This is a genomic window from Arthrobacter sp. Y3225209 (assembly GCF_059090685.1).
Map to the genome: position 1 here is coordinate 65,018 of NZ_JBNHFW010000006.1, position 15,724 is coordinate 80,741.

General features: G+C 66.8%; 19 protein-coding genes. 7 read left to right on the forward strand and 12 right to left on the reverse strand.

The annotated features are described in order from the left end of the window. Window positions 1–23 precede the first annotated feature (23 nt). From AC5RVB_RS05555 to AC5RVB_RS05590, 8 genes are all read right to left on the reverse strand, one after another. A complete protein-coding gene (locus tag AC5RVB_RS05555; RefSeq protein ID WP_227901824.1) occupies window positions 24–305 on the reverse strand; it encodes an Lrp/AsnC family transcriptional regulator in 282 nt (93 codons plus the stop codon). A gap of 53 nt (window positions 306–358) precedes the next feature. Further along, window positions 359–820 (reverse strand): DUF3054 domain-containing protein, encoded by a 462-nt coding sequence (locus AC5RVB_RS05560; RefSeq protein ID WP_494142169.1) that lies wholly within the window; start codon window positions 818–820, stop codon window positions 359–361. Beyond that, on the reverse strand, window positions 817–1,410 hold the full coding sequence (locus tag AC5RVB_RS05565; RefSeq protein ID WP_227901826.1) for a TetR/AcrR family transcriptional regulator: 594 nt from the start codon (window positions 1,408–1,410) through the stop codon (window positions 817–819). The genes AC5RVB_RS05560 and AC5RVB_RS05565 overlap by 4 nt, the downstream gene beginning before the upstream one ends. Window positions 1,411–1,451: 41 nt before the next feature. Continuing rightward, window positions 1,452–2,153 carry an ABC transporter ATP-binding protein gene (locus AC5RVB_RS05570; protein ID WP_494142170.1) on the reverse strand — a complete coding sequence of 234 codons (702 nt, stop codon included), beginning with the start codon at window positions 2,151–2,153 and terminating at the stop codon, window positions 1,452–1,454. Continuing rightward, entirely contained in the window at window positions 2,150–3,295 is a 1,146-nt protein-coding gene (locus AC5RVB_RS05575) for an ABC transporter permease (protein ID WP_227927784.1), read from the reverse strand. The genes AC5RVB_RS05570 and AC5RVB_RS05575 overlap by 4 nt, the downstream gene beginning before the upstream one ends. A gap of 171 nt (window positions 3,296–3,466) precedes the next feature. Continuing rightward, entirely contained in the window at window positions 3,467–4,252 is a 786-nt protein-coding gene (locus tag AC5RVB_RS05580; RefSeq protein ID WP_494142171.1) for an SDR family oxidoreductase, read from the reverse strand. A gap of 79 nt (window positions 4,253–4,331) precedes the next feature. Next, window positions 4,332–4,688, reverse strand: coding sequence for a UBP-type zinc finger domain-containing protein (locus AC5RVB_RS05585; protein WP_227901831.1), 357 nt, complete (start codon window positions 4,686–4,688; stop codon window positions 4,332–4,334). A gap of 108 nt (window positions 4,689–4,796) precedes the next feature. Beyond that, window positions 4,797–6,428, reverse strand: coding sequence for a glycoside hydrolase family 13 protein (locus tag AC5RVB_RS05590; RefSeq protein WP_494142201.1), 1,632 nt, complete (start codon window positions 6,426–6,428; stop codon window positions 4,797–4,799). Window positions 6,429–6,779: 351 nt separating this feature from the next. Between AC5RVB_RS05590 and AC5RVB_RS05595 the strand changes: the two genes are divergently transcribed. Then, window positions 6,780–7,616 (forward strand): class I SAM-dependent methyltransferase, encoded by an 837-nt coding sequence (locus AC5RVB_RS05595; RefSeq protein WP_494142172.1) that lies wholly within the window; start codon window positions 6,780–6,782, stop codon window positions 7,614–7,616. A 141-nt stretch (window positions 7,617–7,757) separates the two neighbouring features. On the opposite strand, the gene AC5RVB_RS05600 is transcribed toward AC5RVB_RS05595, so the two are convergent. Beyond that, window positions 7,758–8,123, reverse strand: a complete 366-nt coding sequence (locus tag AC5RVB_RS05600; protein ID WP_494142173.1) for a hypothetical protein — start codon at window positions 8,121–8,123, stop codon at window positions 7,758–7,760. A gap of 157 nt (window positions 8,124–8,280) precedes the next feature. Then, a complete protein-coding gene (locus AC5RVB_RS05605) occupies window positions 8,281–8,517 on the reverse strand; it encodes a hypothetical protein (RefSeq protein WP_494142174.1) in 237 nt (78 codons plus the stop codon). Window positions 8,518–8,800: 283 nt separating this feature from the next. Between AC5RVB_RS05605 and AC5RVB_RS05610 the strand changes: the two genes are divergently transcribed. Then, the gene (locus AC5RVB_RS05610; protein WP_227901834.1) at window positions 8,801–9,106 is read left to right on the forward strand and encodes a DUF4193 domain-containing protein; all 306 of its coding nucleotides are present in this window, start codon (window positions 8,801–8,803) and stop codon (window positions 9,104–9,106) included. Between the two features lie 115 nt (window positions 9,107–9,221). Further along, a complete protein-coding gene (locus AC5RVB_RS05615; protein ID WP_494142175.1) occupies window positions 9,222–9,617 on the forward strand; it encodes a hypothetical protein in 396 nt (131 codons plus the stop codon). A 79-nt stretch (window positions 9,618–9,696) separates the two neighbouring features. On the opposite strand, the gene AC5RVB_RS05620 is transcribed toward AC5RVB_RS05615, so the two are convergent. Continuing rightward, entirely contained in the window at window positions 9,697–10,263 is a 567-nt protein-coding gene (locus AC5RVB_RS05620; protein WP_494142176.1) for an SOUL family heme-binding protein, read from the reverse strand. 64 nt (window positions 10,264–10,327) lie between these two features. Between AC5RVB_RS05620 and AC5RVB_RS05625 the strand changes: the two genes are divergently transcribed. Beyond that, window positions 10,328–10,957 (forward strand): peptide deformylase, encoded by a 630-nt coding sequence (locus AC5RVB_RS05625; protein WP_341482010.1) that lies wholly within the window; start codon window positions 10,328–10,330, stop codon window positions 10,955–10,957. Window positions 10,958–10,960: 3 nt separating this feature from the next. On the opposite strand, the gene AC5RVB_RS05630 is transcribed toward AC5RVB_RS05625, so the two are convergent. Further along, window positions 10,961–13,006, reverse strand: a complete 2,046-nt coding sequence (locus AC5RVB_RS05630; RefSeq protein ID WP_494142177.1) for a S9 family peptidase — start codon at window positions 13,004–13,006, stop codon at window positions 10,961–10,963. Between the two features lie 57 nt (window positions 13,007–13,063). Here AC5RVB_RS05630 and AC5RVB_RS05635 point away from each other — a divergent pair, with 57 nt between their 5' ends. The 3 genes from AC5RVB_RS05635 to AC5RVB_RS05645 all read left to right on the forward strand — a co-directional run bounded on the left by AC5RVB_RS05635 (window position 13,064) and on the right by AC5RVB_RS05645 (window position 15,606). Further along, window positions 13,064–13,900 carry a methyltransferase domain-containing protein gene (locus AC5RVB_RS05635; RefSeq protein WP_494142178.1) on the forward strand — a complete coding sequence of 279 codons (837 nt, stop codon included), beginning with the start codon at window positions 13,064–13,066 and terminating at the stop codon, window positions 13,898–13,900. A 157-nt stretch (window positions 13,901–14,057) separates the two neighbouring features. Then, window positions 14,058–14,564 (forward strand): NfeD family protein, encoded by a 507-nt coding sequence (locus AC5RVB_RS05640; RefSeq protein WP_494142179.1) that lies wholly within the window; start codon window positions 14,058–14,060, stop codon window positions 14,562–14,564. A 79-nt stretch (window positions 14,565–14,643) separates the two neighbouring features. Further along, window positions 14,644–15,606, forward strand: coding sequence for an SPFH domain-containing protein (locus AC5RVB_RS05645; RefSeq protein WP_227901840.1), 963 nt, complete (start codon window positions 14,644–14,646; stop codon window positions 15,604–15,606). Window positions 15,607–15,724: the final 118 nt, after the last annotated feature.

Sequence of the window (15,724 nt, forward strand, 5' to 3'; positions counted from 1 at the left end):
CCCCCGCGGCTGACGGCGGCGGCTCAGCTGTCGAAGCCGAGGGAGAAGGCGGCGTCGAGATCGTGTTGGGAGTATGCCCGGAACGCAATCTGTGTGGTGGTCCCGATGACGCCCTCGACCTTGGAGAGCCGGTTGGCGATAGCGTCCGCCAGGTCTTCGTGGCGGCGGACCCTCGCGATGGCGATCAGGTCGCAGTCGCCGGTGACCGAATAGACCTCGCTGATGCCCTCGATCTCTGAAATCTCTTCGGCACATTCCGGAATCCGGGCCGCATCCGTCTGGATGAGTACAAAAGCGGTGATCATGGCGGGCCTTTCGCTGCTGGGGTGGCGCCGTGGCGCCTGTTTTCCCTTTGAGCCTAGTTGATCCGTTCCGGCCGGGGGTTCTGCGCCCCTCGCCGGGACACCACATGCCACACCAGCCGGTGGCCGAGAAGGAAGGCGCCCAGCACCAGCAGGGTTACCAGCTGGAAGCTCGGTGCGGTGCCACCGCCGGCCAGCGCCCGGATGCCCAGGCCTGCCGCCACGGTGATAAACCAGATTACGACGCCGGCGGGCCACAGCTGCCCGGGACGGCGCCACGCCCGCATAACGGCCCAGGCGGCCAGGCAGGCAAGGATGAAGGGCAGTGCGGTAAGGAGGATTCCGGTCACGGCGAGCCCGTGCTCGTGGCTCTGCCGGCCCAGGGCGGCGAAGATGGTGATGAGCACCAGGTCCGCGCCCAGCAGTACCGGCCAGCTGCGGCGCTGCGCCCGGGAGGCGGCGGTGCCCCGCGAGGCGCCCGCAGGCTCCGCGGATCGGGGAGTGTTGGTCATGTTCATGCCTTCTGTCCTACCGCGTTTTCGCGCACATAGGGTCCGATCAGTTCGCGTACCCGTGCTTCCACTGATTCGCGCCCGGTGCCTGATTCGAGCAGCCGGGTGGAGGAATGCACAATCGCGTTGATGAGTTCGGCGGTGACCGCGGGATCCTCAACGCCGAGCAGGGTCAGTGTCTCCACCAGGGGCGTGAGCAGCTGCCGGTGCATCATGGCGCTTTGATTGTCCAGTTCCTCGCCCGGGGCAACGGCGGCCAGCGCGTTGCCTACCGCGTGTTCCCCCTCTGCCACCAGCGCAATGTTGGTCAGGACGTAGGCCATGATCCGGTCAGCGGGCTCCGGCTCCGCGTCCATGGCCTCCCGGACCCGGCGGGTCCAGCGGGGGAAGACGTCCAGTACCAGCGCGTGCAGCAGGTCCTGCCGTGATTTGTAGTATTGGTAGGCGCTCGGACGGGCGAGGCCCGCCAGCGCGGCAACTTCGGCCATGCTGGGTGCCTCGCCCGTGCGGGCCAGGAGGGTACGTGCCGCGTCCAGCAGCGCCCGCTGCTGTGCCGCCCGGTGTTCGGCCACCGTGGGGGCATTAATTCGGGGCACTGATCCTCCTGTTCGTACTGTCCAAGCGTTGTGCGCCGGGGTTAGCCGGCCAGCCGACCGTCGACCATCTCCACTACGCGGTCGCAGTGGTGCAGGACGTCGTGATCGTGCGTCACCATAACTGTAGCAACGCCACGCTCATGGGTTTCGCGTGCCAGCAGGGCCACTACGTCCTGGCTGCGTGCGCGGTCCAGGGCCGCCGTGGGCTCGTCCACGAGCAGCAGGGTGGGCCGGTTCACGAGCGAGCGGGCAATACCCACGCGCTGGCGTTCACCGCCGGAGAGCTGGTCGGGGCGGCTCTTGGCCTTGTGGTCCATGCCTACCGCTGCGAGCAGTTCCATGGGATCCAACCCGTCCCGGCTGCCTGCGAGCTTGAGCATAAGCCGCAGCTGTTCAGCGGAATTCAGGGCCGGAATCAGGTTGCCTGACTGGAAGACAAAACCAATCTCCTTCAGCCGGAACCTGGCCCGGTCGGACTTGCTGAGGGTGCCCAGGTCCACACCGTTCACCTGTACGGTGCCCGAATCCGGGGTGGTCAGGGCGCCCGCCACGGCGAGCAGGCTGGACTTGCCGGCACCGGAGGGGCCAACCACTGCCACCATTTCCCCGGGTGCAACCGACAGCGTGACGTTGTCGAGTGCCTGGACGGTGCTTTCGCCGTCGCCCAGTGCGAGGTTCGCTGCCTCGATGACCAGCCCGCCGGTACGGGTGCCGGGAGTGTGTGCCTGTGTTTCGGTGCTCATCGCTGTCCTCCAAGTGCCACCAGGGGATCTACGCGGGAAATCCGGACAATGGCAAGGGCGGCGCCCACCAGGCCCAGAAGGATCGTCAGCACGGTTGCAGTGGCGATCGGGGCGGCTTCCAGGGCGAACGGCATGGCCGTGCCGCTCAGGCCGGCGCCCATGCCGAGTCCGGCGAGGATGCCGATCACGGTGGAGACGACGAGGATGATGGCGGCCTGGAGCAGTCCGTCACGCAGCAGGTAGCCGGTGGAGGCGCCGACGGCGCGCAGCACGGCCAGTTCGTGACGGCGCTGGATGGTCCACACCGTGAAGAATGCGCCGACCACCAGTGCGCAGATCGCGTAAAGGAAGACCTGGATCATTTCCAGGGTCATGGTTTCGGCGGAGTAGCCGGGGGAAGCGTTGAAGGATTCCGCCAGGGTGGAGGTGACGGTGCCCGCGGCGGCGTCGCCGGCTGCGAAGTCGATGTCCGCGCCGTCGGCGGCCTTCAGGGCCACGGTGCTGGCCGTGGCGAAGTCCACGGAGTCAATGGCGTCCTGTGTCGGGGTGCCGGGGGCGCTCTGGCCGCTGGCCAGGTACTGCCAGGTGTCCAGCGGCAGGTAGGCGAGGTCAACGTGTCCGAAGGTTGCCTGTCCGTCGGTGTAGCCCACCACGGTGAGGTCGACGCCGATGCGCTCGAGCGTCACGACGTCGCCGATGGCCAGGCCGGCGTCCGCGGCCGTGGAGGAGACCACGATCTCGTCGGGAGCGCTGATGCTGCGGCCTTCGCCAATCTGCGGAGCCAGGAAGGAATCCGTTTCGACGCCGAACAGTGCCAGGTCAACCTGGGTGCCGTCGCCGGTGGTGCCGTTCATCATGGCGGTGCCCATCAGGGCCGCTTCCTCGACGCCGGGCTGCTCGGCCCAGGTTTCGGCCTGGCCCCTGTCCACCACGCTGCGGGAGAACGCATTATCGGTTTTGGTGCCTTCATTAAAGGCGAAGGCGGTGGCCGGCATGGACTTCAGGCCGGACACACCGTCATTGACGAGGCCTGAGGACAGGCCGGAAAGCAGGACCATAAGAACGGCTATAAGGGCGACAACGCCACCCATCAGTCCGAACCTGGCCCGTGCGAAACGCAACTCGCGAAGCGCTAAAAACATCGGAACCCCTTGCTGGATCGTATGCAGATGTTGCCAACAGCTTGTCGGTAACATACCAACATACTGTCAGAAACATGCAGTCGAGGACAACTGAGGGGTTTTCCCTAATCCCGCAGGGCGCAGGGCATCGGTGCCGGGGTTGGAACCCGGAGCCGACGCCCTGCAGCGACCCTAGGACCAGATATCGTCACCACGCAGCGTCGCGTCAGCGCCGCCGTCGGTGTAGATGGTCTGGCCGGTGGTGTGGGTGTTCTCCTCGGAGGTCAGCCAGATCAGCAGGCGGGCAATGACCTCGGGCTCGGAGTGGCCGTTGAGCGGCATTGGAACGTTTTCATCCACCATGGCCCGGCCTTCGGGGGTGGCGAGCAGTTCGCGGGTCATCGCCGATAATACGGTGCCCGGGGCAACGGCGTTCAACGGGATGCCGGCTCCGGCGAAGGCCGGGGAGATGCTTTCGCGGCGAACCCAGCGGCTCAGGGCACGCTTGCTGGACGGGTAGTTCAGGTAGCCGGTCTGCGGGCCCTGGTCTGCCAGTTCCTTGCCAATCCGCAGGGCTTCCTCCTCATTGCCGGCCAGCATTGCCTCGACCAGTTCGGGGGAGCTGGGCTGCAGGCTGGCCATGGAGCTGACGACGGCGGCGCGCGGGGCGCTGCTCTTGGCCAGCGTGGGCGCCAGGGCGGTAAGGAAATCGGTGACGCCGAAGAAGTTCACTGCCACGGTGATGGGTGCCGGGGCGGAAATGCCGGCGCAGGCGATCACGGCGTCGACGTTGCCGCCGGCCAGCTCAATGGCCCTGGCGACGGCGGTCGAGCGGCCCTCGGGGGTGCTCAGGTCCGCTTCGACGTCGGCGTTGCGCAGGTCAACGCCAATGACGTTGTTGCCTGCCTCCTTCAGCAGGTTGGCGGTGGCTGCTCCGATGCCCGAAGCCGATCCGGTGACGATATATGTTCTAGTCATGTTTACAGTGTAAACCCGTTAACAGAGCGGTGGCAGGGCCGCTAAAAACCCGCAACTGGTGGCCAGCGCAGGCCGGCAGTCAGCGCAGGCGTTCCGGCCAGTCCGGCGGAACCCGGTCTGCCGGGCCGGGGACTGACTGGTCAAGCGGATGATGCTCCGGCGGAGCCAGCACGGGGCCGGCAAAGACCGAGGCGTCCGTGTAGTTCCAGAACCAGTCCTCGCCGGGCTCGTAGCTGCGGATGATCGGGTGCCCGGTGTCCTGTTCATGGGCGGTGGCATGCCGGCCGGGGGAGTTGTCGCAGCAGCCTATGTGGCCGCATTCGGCGCAGCGTCGCAGGTGGTACCACCAGCCCTGCTGCTGCGTGCATTCCACGCAGCCCGGGCCGCTGGGCGGAACCGAAGCATTGATGCCGGGGATGGAGGGGACGGATTCCATCGGGGCTCGTTCCGAAAAGCGGTAGGTTCCACGCTAACCAGCCGCGGGCTTCGGCAACAGGGCCGCCGGCCGCCTCGACCAGGTCGCCGGGGGGAGTCAGCGGTCCGCTCAGCCCAGCCAGGCGGTCGTGTCGGGCGGCAGCATCCCGTCCTGCAGCGGCGCGCTGGTGTGCAGTACGGTCCCGGCGGGCAGAGCGACAGCAGTATGCCCGAAGTTGGTAATGCTCTGCCAGCCGCCGGGACGCTCGAAGTGCAGCACCGAATCCGCGCTGGGCAGCCAGGCCAGTTCCTCCGCGCACTGCTGCTTGTCCCGGAGTTCCAAAGCACGCCGGTAGAAGTTCAAGGTGGATTCCGTGTCGGCATCCTGAACCGTCACGGCCGCCGGCCCGTACTCCTTCGGCTGGGGCAGATGGGCCGGGACGGTACTGAATCCGAAGGACGGCCCGTCCGTGGTCCACGGCAGCGGCACACGGCAGCCGTCCCTGCCCTTTTCCACGCCGGCATTGCGGAAGAACGTCGGATCCTGCCGGTCGGCATCCGGAATGCCGGCTACCTCGTGAAGACCCAGTTCCTCACCCTGGTAGAGATAGGCCGAACCGGGCAGCGCCAGCATCAGCAAGGTGGCTGCCCGGGCACGGCGCAGGCCGGCCGTGCGGTCCAGCTGGTCCTCGGGTCCTCCGGCGAACACCCAGGCCTTGCCGTCCTGCCCCTTCCCGCTGTCCTCCGGCGCGGGCGGCAGCCCGTACCGCGTGGCATGCCTGACCACGTCGTGGTTGGAGAGCACCCACGTGGAGGAAGCGCCGGTGGCAGCTGCCTGCTCCAGATTTGCCGTGATGACCGAACGGAAGCGGGCGGAGTCGAAATCGGCCTGCAGCAGGTCGAAGTTGAAGGCCTGGCCCAGGCCCTCGGGGCTCGCGTAGCGTCCGCGGCGGGAAGCGTGGACCCAGGCCTCGGCCACGGCCGTGCGCGGAGGCGTGTACTCATTGAAAAGGGTGCGCCATTCGGCGTAGATCTCGTGCACCTCGTCCCGGTCCCAGAACGGGTGCCCGCCGTCGGTGCCCTCACCTTCCGCTATGAGTTCGGCTTGTGAGGGCAGCGGTTCGCTCAGATCCTTGGCCAGGGCATGGGCCACGTCGATCCGGAAGCCGTCCACGCCGCGGTCGGACCAGAACCGCAGGGTCGCCAGGAATTCGTCCCGGACCTCCCGGTTCTCCCAGTTGAAGTCCGGCTGTTCCGGGGCGAACAGGTGCAGATACCACTGTCCGTCCGGCACCTGCTCCCAGGCGCTGCCGCCGAAGACCGACTGCCAGTCCGACGGCGGTTCACTGCCGTCCGGGCCCGTGCCGTCCCGGAAGATGTACCGCTCACGGGCCGCGGAACCCGGGGGAGAGTCCAGCGCTTCACGGAACCAGGTGTGCCGGTTGGAGGAATGGTTGGGGACGATGTCGGCGATGAGTTTGATTCCGGCGTTATGCAGGGCGGCGGCCATCGTATCGAAATCTGCCAGGCTGCCCAGGCGCGGATCGACGTCCCGGTAATCGTCGACGTCGTATCCGCCGTCCGCAAGGGCGGAGGGATAGAAGGGGCTCAGCCAGACGGCGTTGATCCCGAGTGCGGAGAGGTAGGGAACCTTGGCGGTGACCCCCTGCAGGTCGCCCAGGCCGTCGCCGTTGGTATCCGCGAAACTGCGCGGATACACCTGATAGACGGCGGCTTGCCGCCACCAGTGGGGATCCGTCATGGGATCGGCGTCGGAGGGGAAGGGCTGCGGGGTTGTGGTCAAGGTGGTCCTTTGGCGATGGGGTGCGGTGCCCGTGGAAATGGTCTGGTTGGACTCTACTCTGCCCGCGGTGCGGCCGCGTTCGGAGTTGCTGACGGCTTCTCGCAGGATCCCCGGTTCCTTCCCGGCTCCTGTCCCGGTGCCTGTCCCGGGCTTCCCGGGGACGCTGCGGAGTTCTAGAGTGTGCCCATGCCCGGGGCTGCGCCGCACACAGCAGCCCCTCCCGGCCCGCATTTCCCGGGAGCCGGGCCTAACCGGACCCGGGAGCCGGGCCTGACCGGACCCGGGAGCATTTTCCAAGGACGTGAGGATATGGCCACATTTCCGGACGACGCCGGTGCGGACAGGGAGATCAAGGACCGTCTGCGGGCCATCTGGTCGATGGGGGACTATGCGGCCGTGGCCGCGCAAACCGTTGAGCCTCTGGGACCGGCCCTGGTTCGGGCCGCCGGGGTCAGTGCCGGCGACCGGGTCCTGGACATTGCCGCAGGGACCGGAAACGCGGCCATCGCGGCTGCCGAAACGGGAGCGGACGTTACGGCGTCGGACCTGGCACCGGATTTACTGAATGCCGGCAAACGCCTGGCGCTGGCCCGGTCCGTCCGGCTGACCTGGTCTGTGGCCGACGCCGAGGATCTGCCCTATGCAGACGCGTCCTTTGATGCCGTGGTTTCCTGCGTGGGGGTGATGTATGCCCCGCACCATCGACTGGCTGCCGCTGAACTGGTTCGCGTCTGCCGGCCCGGGGGAGGCATCGGGATCATCAGCTGGACGCCCGAAGGCTTTATCGGCAGCATGTTCGCCGCCATGAAGCCGTACTCACCGCCACCGCCGCCCGGAACGCAGTCTCCGCCCCTGTGGGGAAACCGGGAGCATGTGGAGTCCCTGTTGGAAGGCCGGGTGCGGGAATTCCGCGCGGAACGCAGCACCCTGCTTATTGACCGGTTTTCGACGCCGAAGGACTTCCTGGTGTTCCTGAAGGCACACTACGGACCGGTCATGGCGGTTTACGCGTCCCTGGCGTCGGCGCCGGAGCGGGGCAGCGCCCTGGATGCGGAGCTGCTGGCTCTGGTGAAGAGGTACAGCACGCAGGCGGGCGGCATGACCATGGACTGGGAATATCTGCTCGTAACCGCCAGGCGGGCCTGACGGAGGCGGAATCCGGGGGCCGGGGCGGCCAGAACGGCAGGCCGGAACGGCAGGGGAGTAGGCGGCGTTTGATCGGATCCGGGAGTTCGGCGGTGTGGGCTGTTGGCGGACATAAGCCGGGGTTATCTGCTTTATCCGGACTCAGCTGCCGGTTTGCGGGCCCATGACCGAAACCGTCGCGGATGGCAGGGCCTGCCGCAGGCACTCGGCAACGCGCTGTGCGTCTTCATCGGTGGCGGCGCCCGCGAGGGAGATACCCAGATGCGAGGCGGGGTAATCGGCGGACACGTATGATTCCTCAACCAACGGATCCTCCAGGCACTGCTCATATGAACCGGTTCCGGGGTCGGAAGCGCTCACCGTCCAGCGGTCCGGGCGTCCGTTGGGACTGTCCGCTCCGCCGGTGCCGCAAGCAGCCAGGGCCAGCACGGCAGCCAGGGCCAGCACGGCAGCCAGCACAGCGGCGCTGCGTGCCGCCACCACGGAAAGCCAGCCATACCTGCTCATAAAGCCCTTCCCGGGAAGCCGGACAATTAGCGGAAGCCTACCTGTAGCGCCGGCGCCGGTCAGCAGGGGCTCCCGGAAGGCTCGGGGGACCTCTCCCAATACGCTAGTTGACATAATGTGGATTATCGGCGTTTATCCGGAGTTCGCGGAAGGAGCTTTACTGTCCGTATTCTGCCTCTGGTACATATAACTCCTTCTGTGCCTGATCCCCCGGATTTTTCACCGATTTGAGTGTTTTTTCGGCGCGCGGCCGGCTGTGCCCCAGTTCTGCGGTGTTGCCGCCTAGATCGCCGGGTGCGCCGCGCAGGCGTCCGAATCCCGGAAAACGGCTGACCTGGTCACGCAGATTCCCGTCGCCGGGCGGCCCGCAGCGCACCGATGAACGAGTTGACATAACGTCCCCCGCAGGCTGGCAGAGGTATCCGGGCAGGTTGACATAACCGCGCAGTGACGCCTGTGGCTGCCGTTGCCTCCCCCGGCTGCCCTGGCACCGGCGGCGGCCGAGCCCTGAACCCGCACGGCATGCCGGTCCGGTCCAACAAACGGGATGTTGGTCACTTTGACGCTATATTTCGCCATGACGGGCCCGCCGTCGCTGTACGGTTTGGTGCAGCGACTTTGATTGCCTATATGATCTACGCTCAAACCCCCCCAAATCAGGAGATAAACACAACAAAATGGCTACCGATTACGATGCCCCGCGCGTCAAGGAAGAAGACCAGCCGACAGACTCCCTGGAGGGACTGAAAGCTCAGCAGCGCGGCGGAGCGATGACTGCCGTCATTGATGTCGAAGAGTCGGACGCGATCGACGGTTTTGACCTTCCGGGTGCGGACCTGTCCGGCGAGGAACTCCTGATCAAGGTTGTTCCCCCGCAGGCTGACGAATTCACCTGCATGTCCTGCTTCCTCGTCCGCCACCGTTCGCAGATTGCCCGCGAAAAGAAGAACGGCGAGGCCTACTGCCTGGACTGCGAAGGCTAAGCACTCCCCGCTTGGACCAGCCGGGTTCCGTCCGTAAGGCGGGGCCCGGTTTTTTGCTGCCCGAAACGCCCCGCCGCCTGCCGGGTGCCACCCCCTTCGCGTCTAGGATTTCCAGATGAGCATCACGCTTCCCGCCTCAGCCCGGCAGCTTGGCCCGGCAGACCACGCCCTGGTGGAACTTGCCCGCCGGACCATCGACGCAGCCACCGATGCCGGCCCGGACGAGGACGGCATCCACACCATGGGTGCAGCGGTCCGGACAGCCGACGGCGGGGCGTATGCGGGCGTGAACCTCTATCACTTCACCGGAGGTCCCTGTGCGGAACTTGTTGCCCTGGCAGCAGCCCGGGCCGCCGGAGCGGGGCAGCCGGAGCGGGGCAGCCGACCCATATTGTGGCCGTCGGCAACCACGGCCGCGGCGTGCAGAGCCCCTGCGGCCGCGACCGGCAGGTGCTCAGCGATTACTATCCCGGCATCCGCGTTGTTGTGCCGGCACCGGAGGGCCCGGTAAGCGTTGAGGCCCGCGATCTCCTGCCGCTCGGGTTCGTTCCCCCGGCGGACTGAGAGCATGGCCGGAACCTGCCCCGCCGTCAGTCCCCCGGCCCCTCCACGTCCTGGATGACTTCATTGCGGCGCAGGAACCACGGCCGGTACGGCGGATCGAACCGGGCGAAGCGCGGACTGCCCAGCGGCGTGAAACCCTCTGCGGAGACGGCCCCGAGCAGGCCGGCCAGGTGGCCCTGGAAATTGGCCTCGCTCCACCTCCCGCTAAAGGAAGCGGCTGCGCCGGTCCGGCCCGGGACCGGGACAATGCTGACCGCCGGATCCGCCGGTACCGGTGCGGTAGGGGCGGTCAGATCGGCTGGAAGGACAAAAGCCACGCTGTAGGCGCCGGGGACAGGGCTCGGCTCAAGCAGCACCGGCGCCGTCATGGCCAGAGTTTCCGCGAACCGCACCTTCCCGGGGGGATCCGGCTCCAGCACAGACCGGGAGGAGTTCTGCCCGCTGATGTAGGCAAACAGATGTCTGAACCCGGTGTTGCCGGCGCCTTCAAACCCGGCATTTACCGTCACCTGGGCCAGGACGTGCGCCGGGTAGTGGCGCAGTTCGAAGCCGGGGTATTGGCCCAGGACGGTATAGGGCTGCTGCTCTGTCATGGTCCAGCCGAGGGTACGCTTCACGCACGCACAACAACAGCGTGGAGGGCACTAGGATAAAGCGGTGCCCACCGATTCCACTGCCCTGCTGCGCGACCTGGTTCTTCCCATGCTGGAGCAGGATCTTGTGCCGATTGTCCAGCTCGGGCACCCTGCCCTCCGGCGTACTGCCCTGCCCTTCGACGGCGAACTGGACGCTGCCGAACTGCAGGCCCTGATCAGCCTTATGCGCAGGGTGATGCATGCTGCCCCCGGCGTGGGGCTCGCGGCGCCGCAGCTGGGTATCCCGCTGCAGATCGCGGTGCTTGAAGACACCTTCGAGGTGGGCGCTGAAGTGGCGGCGGTCCGGGAACGGTCTCCCCTGCCCTTTTTCACCATCATCAATCCCCGTTATGAGGCCGACGGCGAGCAGTCCGCCGAGTTTTATGAGGGGTGCCTGTCCTTTGAGGGATACCAGGGGGTGGTCCGCCGGCACGCGTCCGTGGTGCTGGATTACACCGACGCGCAGTCCCGGCAGCACATGGAGCGGTTCAGCGGATGGCAGGCCCGTATTGTCCAGCATGAAACGGACCACCTCTACGGAACCGTGTATGTGGACCGGATGCTGACCCGCTCCCTGTGCAGCAATACCGAATATGCCCGGCGCTGGGCCTCGCCGGATATCGGCGAGGCCCGGCACGTGCTTGGGTTCTAGCCCCTAAACAGGGGCAGCCTCCGTTTTCCGGGCTTCGTCCGGAGCGGGGTTCTGCGCGGTCGGAAGCCATCGCGCCCACCAGTCCAGCAGGTGCTCGAAGCGCTGCCGGCGGTGCCATGGCGTGCCGCTGCGTGAGAGTTCGTGGTTCTCCCCCGGGAAAAGCAGCATCTGCGTGGGCACTCCCCGGAGTTTCAGGGCAGTGTAATAGCGCTGGGCCTGCTCCACCGGGCAGCGCAGGTCATCTTCGGAATGCACCACAAAGGTGGGTGTCCGGACGGACTCCACACACGCCATCGGGCTCTGAGCCAGTACGCCGGCATGGTCGGTGCCGGTGTACCCGGCACTGAAGAACCAGCCAATGTCGGCGGACCCGATGAAGGAGAGCGGGTCCAGGAAACCGCGTTCCACCACGGCAGCCGTGAACCGGTGATCGTGGGCAATAGTCCACGCGGTGAGGTATCCGCCGTAGGATCCCCCCATGATTCCCAGCCGGCTGCTGTCCAGCTCGGGGTGGGCGGCCAGGGCGCCGTCAACATACGCCAGGACATCGGCGAGGTCATGGGTTCCCATGGCGCCCTTGATGGCCCTGCCGTGTTCCTGCCCGTATCCGGCGGATCCGCGCGGATTGCACATTAGCACCGCATAGCCTGCGCGGGTGTAGATCCGGGTCTCATCGAAGTATCCCCAGCCGTACTGGGCAAAGGGGCCCCCGTGGATGTTGAGCAGCACCGGATGCGGGCCGGGGCCGTCGGGCAGTGCCAGCCAGCCGTGGACCGGATAGCCGTCCGCGGAGGAATACGTCTCTTCCATGGGTGCTGATACCGGGCACTTTTCCCGCAGGTCGGCGGAGAAATCCGTGACGCTCCGCAAGCCGCCTTCCTCGACGACGGCGAGGTCCCCTGCAGTGCCCGCGTCCGTGTAGCTCACCACCACGGTGCCGTCCGCGGACCCGGCGGCGGTAACCACCCGGGGCCCCGAGACCAGCGTCTGAACACCACCCCGCGGATCCGCGGACAGGAGCTCACCCGTGCCGCGGTGCCGGTTGAAGACCAGTGCCTCGGCGCCGCGGTGGGCCAGGACGGTGCCTTCGGCAAGGTCCGTGTGTTCCGGATCCGTGAGCCTCCGGACGGCGGCCGGATCTGCGGTCGGCGCGGCATACAGGGCAGTATTGCGCGCCACGAAGTCCGTGCCGCTTTCCGCGAGCTCCTGGCCGAGGTAGAACAGCCAGGCCCCGTTGGTGCTTTCCACCGGATCCGAAACGGACAACGGCGTCCGGCCGCCCGGGTTGGTCAGCTTCCGCAGCCCGGTACCGTCGGTGGTGATGCTGTAAACGTCGCTCACGAGCGTGGTGTCATCCTGCTCCCGGGAGTAGAGGATGCGGGTCCCGTCTGCGGAGAAAACCGGCTGCAGGTGATCGGCCGGTGCAGTGGTGAGCTGCAGAGCCGCAGGTATGCCGCCGGAATCCGGGCGGGCCTCGGGTCCGGCCGCCGCGCGTCCCCGGGGTTCAACATACGGCTCGGCATCAAGGTCCGGCAGGTCCAGCAGGAAAACCTGGGTGGGTTTGTCCCCCGTGTAACCCGTCCCGTTCATCCGGTACTTCAGCGTGGTGATCAGGCGGGGGTCCTCTGCAGCGGCGGGAACGCCCTTGACGGTGCCGTACCGGCCTTCCTCGGGCACACGCGCGGAGAAAACCACCTGCTGCCCGTCCGGCGAGAAGGAGAACCAGCTTACGCCCAGCTTCGCATCCGTCACCCGGACGGGTTCGCCGCTGCCGGCACCCAGCACAAACAACTGGGGCGGCTCCCCCGCCCCGGCACGCAGGAAGCCGAGGGAGGCGCCGTCGGGACTGTACTTTGGCATGGTGTCCCGGAAGCCGCGGGTGAGCCGGCGGGGCTGGCCGGCCCCTGCCAGGGGAACCCGCCACAACTGTCCGGTGTAGGCGTCGGAGGCAAAATCGGGGCGGGTCACCGACACGACGCAGTGCAGGGCGTCGGGATGCACGGCGGGGGCGGAAAGGGAATTGAGGAGAGGCAGGTCACATGGATTCACGCTTCGAAGCCTAATCATCACCGGCTTCCCGGCCAACTGCCGCCTTAGGATGGACATATGCCTCCCCTGCCGCCCCTCGCCTGCCCGGTCTGCGGCGGCAGGCTCGAACCGGATTCCGCCCGCGCAACACTGACCTGCCCTGCCGGACACCGGTACGACGCCGCGAAGCAGGGGTATTTCAACCTGCTCACCGGCAGCGGCACGAAATTCCAGGCCGATACCGCCGCTATGGTGGCAGCCCGCACCGATTTCCTGGCCGCCGGGTATTACCGTCCGCTGGCAGCCGAACTCGCCCGGCTGGCCGCGGAATCGGCGCCGGAACAGGCAGTGGTGCTCGACGCCGGCGCAGGCACCGGCTACTACTTGGCTGAGGTGCTCGCGGCCCTGCCGTCCGCAACAGCGGTGGCGCTGGATATCTCCAAGTACGCGCTGCGGCGGGCAGCCCGCGCGCTGCCCGGCACGTACTGCCTGGCCTGGGATGTGTGGCGGCGGCTGCCGCTGCCGGACGCGTCGGTGGACGTGGTGCTCAATGTCTTCGCCCCGCGGAACCCCGCCGAATTCCGTCGGGTGCTTACGCCGGGCGGGCTCCTGGCTGTGGTGACGCCCCGCCCCGAGCATCTGCAGGAAATCCGCGGTGCGGCCGGGATGCTGGACATCGCAGGCAACAAGGAAGGCGATGTCGCTGCGGCCGTTGCGCCGGGATTCACCCCCGTGTATACCGGCACCTGCACGTATCCGATGCAGCTTTCTTCCTCCGATATTCGGAACGTGGCACTCATGGGCCCTTCGGCCCGGCATCTGGACGAGGCAGCCCTCCGCGCTGCGGTTGCAACACTGCCGGATCCGATGCAGGTGACCGCCTCGTTCACCCTGCAGCTGTTCCGGGCGGAATAGGCACACCTTTACAAAACGTTATCCATCCGGTGCCCCGGGCCCTAGGTCTGAGGCGGAAATTCAGGCAGAATGAACGCATACGCCCGCAAGATACCGGAGACCGGCGCCCAACATCAGCACCACAGGCGGCGGACCGGGGAACCGAGGGGATCACACGATGCAGGACGTTTTCGAATGGATGCTCAGCTACGGCTGGGCGCTCTGGCTGGTGCTCTTCCTGGGCTTTGCAGCTGTTGAAGCACTCACCCTGGACCTGTTCTTCGGGATGTTGTCAGTCGGTGCGCTGGCGGCCATGATCGCCTCCCTCTTTGCCGCACCGCTTTTCCTGCAGGTGGTGGTCTTTGCGCTGGTCTCGGTGCTGATGATCGGCGTGGTGCGGCCGCTGGCCCTGAAGCACCTGAGGCACAGCACCAAGGACCAGCTGTCGAACATCGACCGGCTGCTGGGTGCTCCCGCGCTGACTCTGGAACCCGTGTCCGGCACGGCGGGAACGGTCAAGCTCGGCGGAGAGACCTGGTCTGCACGCAGCGCCGATTCCACCGTGCTGCCGGCCGGCGTGCAGGTCAGCGTTGCCCGGATAGACGGCGCCACCGCCGTCGTGGAAGCGCCGCACAGTGGCGGCCCTGCGGAGCATCCGGCTCCGAACCAAAACGAAGCACGCTGAGACTACAGCCGGGACGGCGCCGCCGCACCGGAGACAACAGAGCAGGATCCGCGGATCCCGCGCAAACCCGAGGGGGAACATGGGAACGGGAACAGCCGTCCTGATAGTAGTACTAGCCGTCCTGGTGATTTTTGTCCTGGTGGTCCTGGTCAAGGCCGTCAAGATCGTTCCGCAGGCGCGGGCCGGAGTAGTGGAACGCCTCGGCAAGTACCAGCGGACCCTGACCCCGGGCCTGACCATCCTGATTCCTTTCGTTGACCGCATGCTGCCGCTGCTGGACCTGCGCGAACAGGTGGTGTCCTTCCCGCCGCAGCAGGTCATCACGGAGGACAGCCTGGTTGTCTCCATCGACACGGTGGTCTACTTCCAGGTCACCGATGCCCGTGCAGCCACCTATGAGATTGCCAACTACATCCAGGGTGTGGAGCAGCTGACCATCACCACCCTGCGAAACGTGGTGGGCGGCCTGAACCTGGAAGAGGCGCTGACGTCCCGCGACCAGATCAACGGCCAGCTGCGCGGCGTGCTGGATGAAGCCACCGGCCGCTGGGGCATCCGGGTGTCCCGGGTGGAACTGAAGACCATCGCTCCCCCGCTGACCATCCAGGATTCGATGGAAAAGCAGATGCGTGCCGAGCGGGAACGCCGCGCCACCGTCCTGACGGCCGAGGGTTCGAAGCAGTCGCAGATCCTGACCGCCGAAGGACGCCGGCAGGCGGCCATCCTTGCTGCCGAAGGTGACGCGAAGGCAGCAATCCTGCGTGCCGACGGCGAGGCCCAGGCCATTGCGAAGGTTTTCGGTGCCATCCACAAGGGGAACCCGGACCAGAAGCTGCTCGCCTACCAGTACCTGCAGACCCTGCCCAAGCTCGCCGAAGGCAGCTCGAACAAGGTGTGGATCATTCCCAGTGAACTCGGTGAGGCACTGAAGGGTGTTGGCAGTGCGCTGGGCGACTTTGTACCCGACCCCAAGCAGCATTCCGCGAACGGCAATGTGCCGGCGCAGAACGGGACCGGCCCGTCCGCGGATCCGAAGGCCTAGACCGCCCTGTGGTATCCGGTGCCGGCCTGCAGCCGGTATAATTGACTGTTTGCCGGGCAGTAGCCGCTAAACGCGGCAGGACGCGGGAACAGCGACGGCGTCGCCGGCGTTGTTCCAA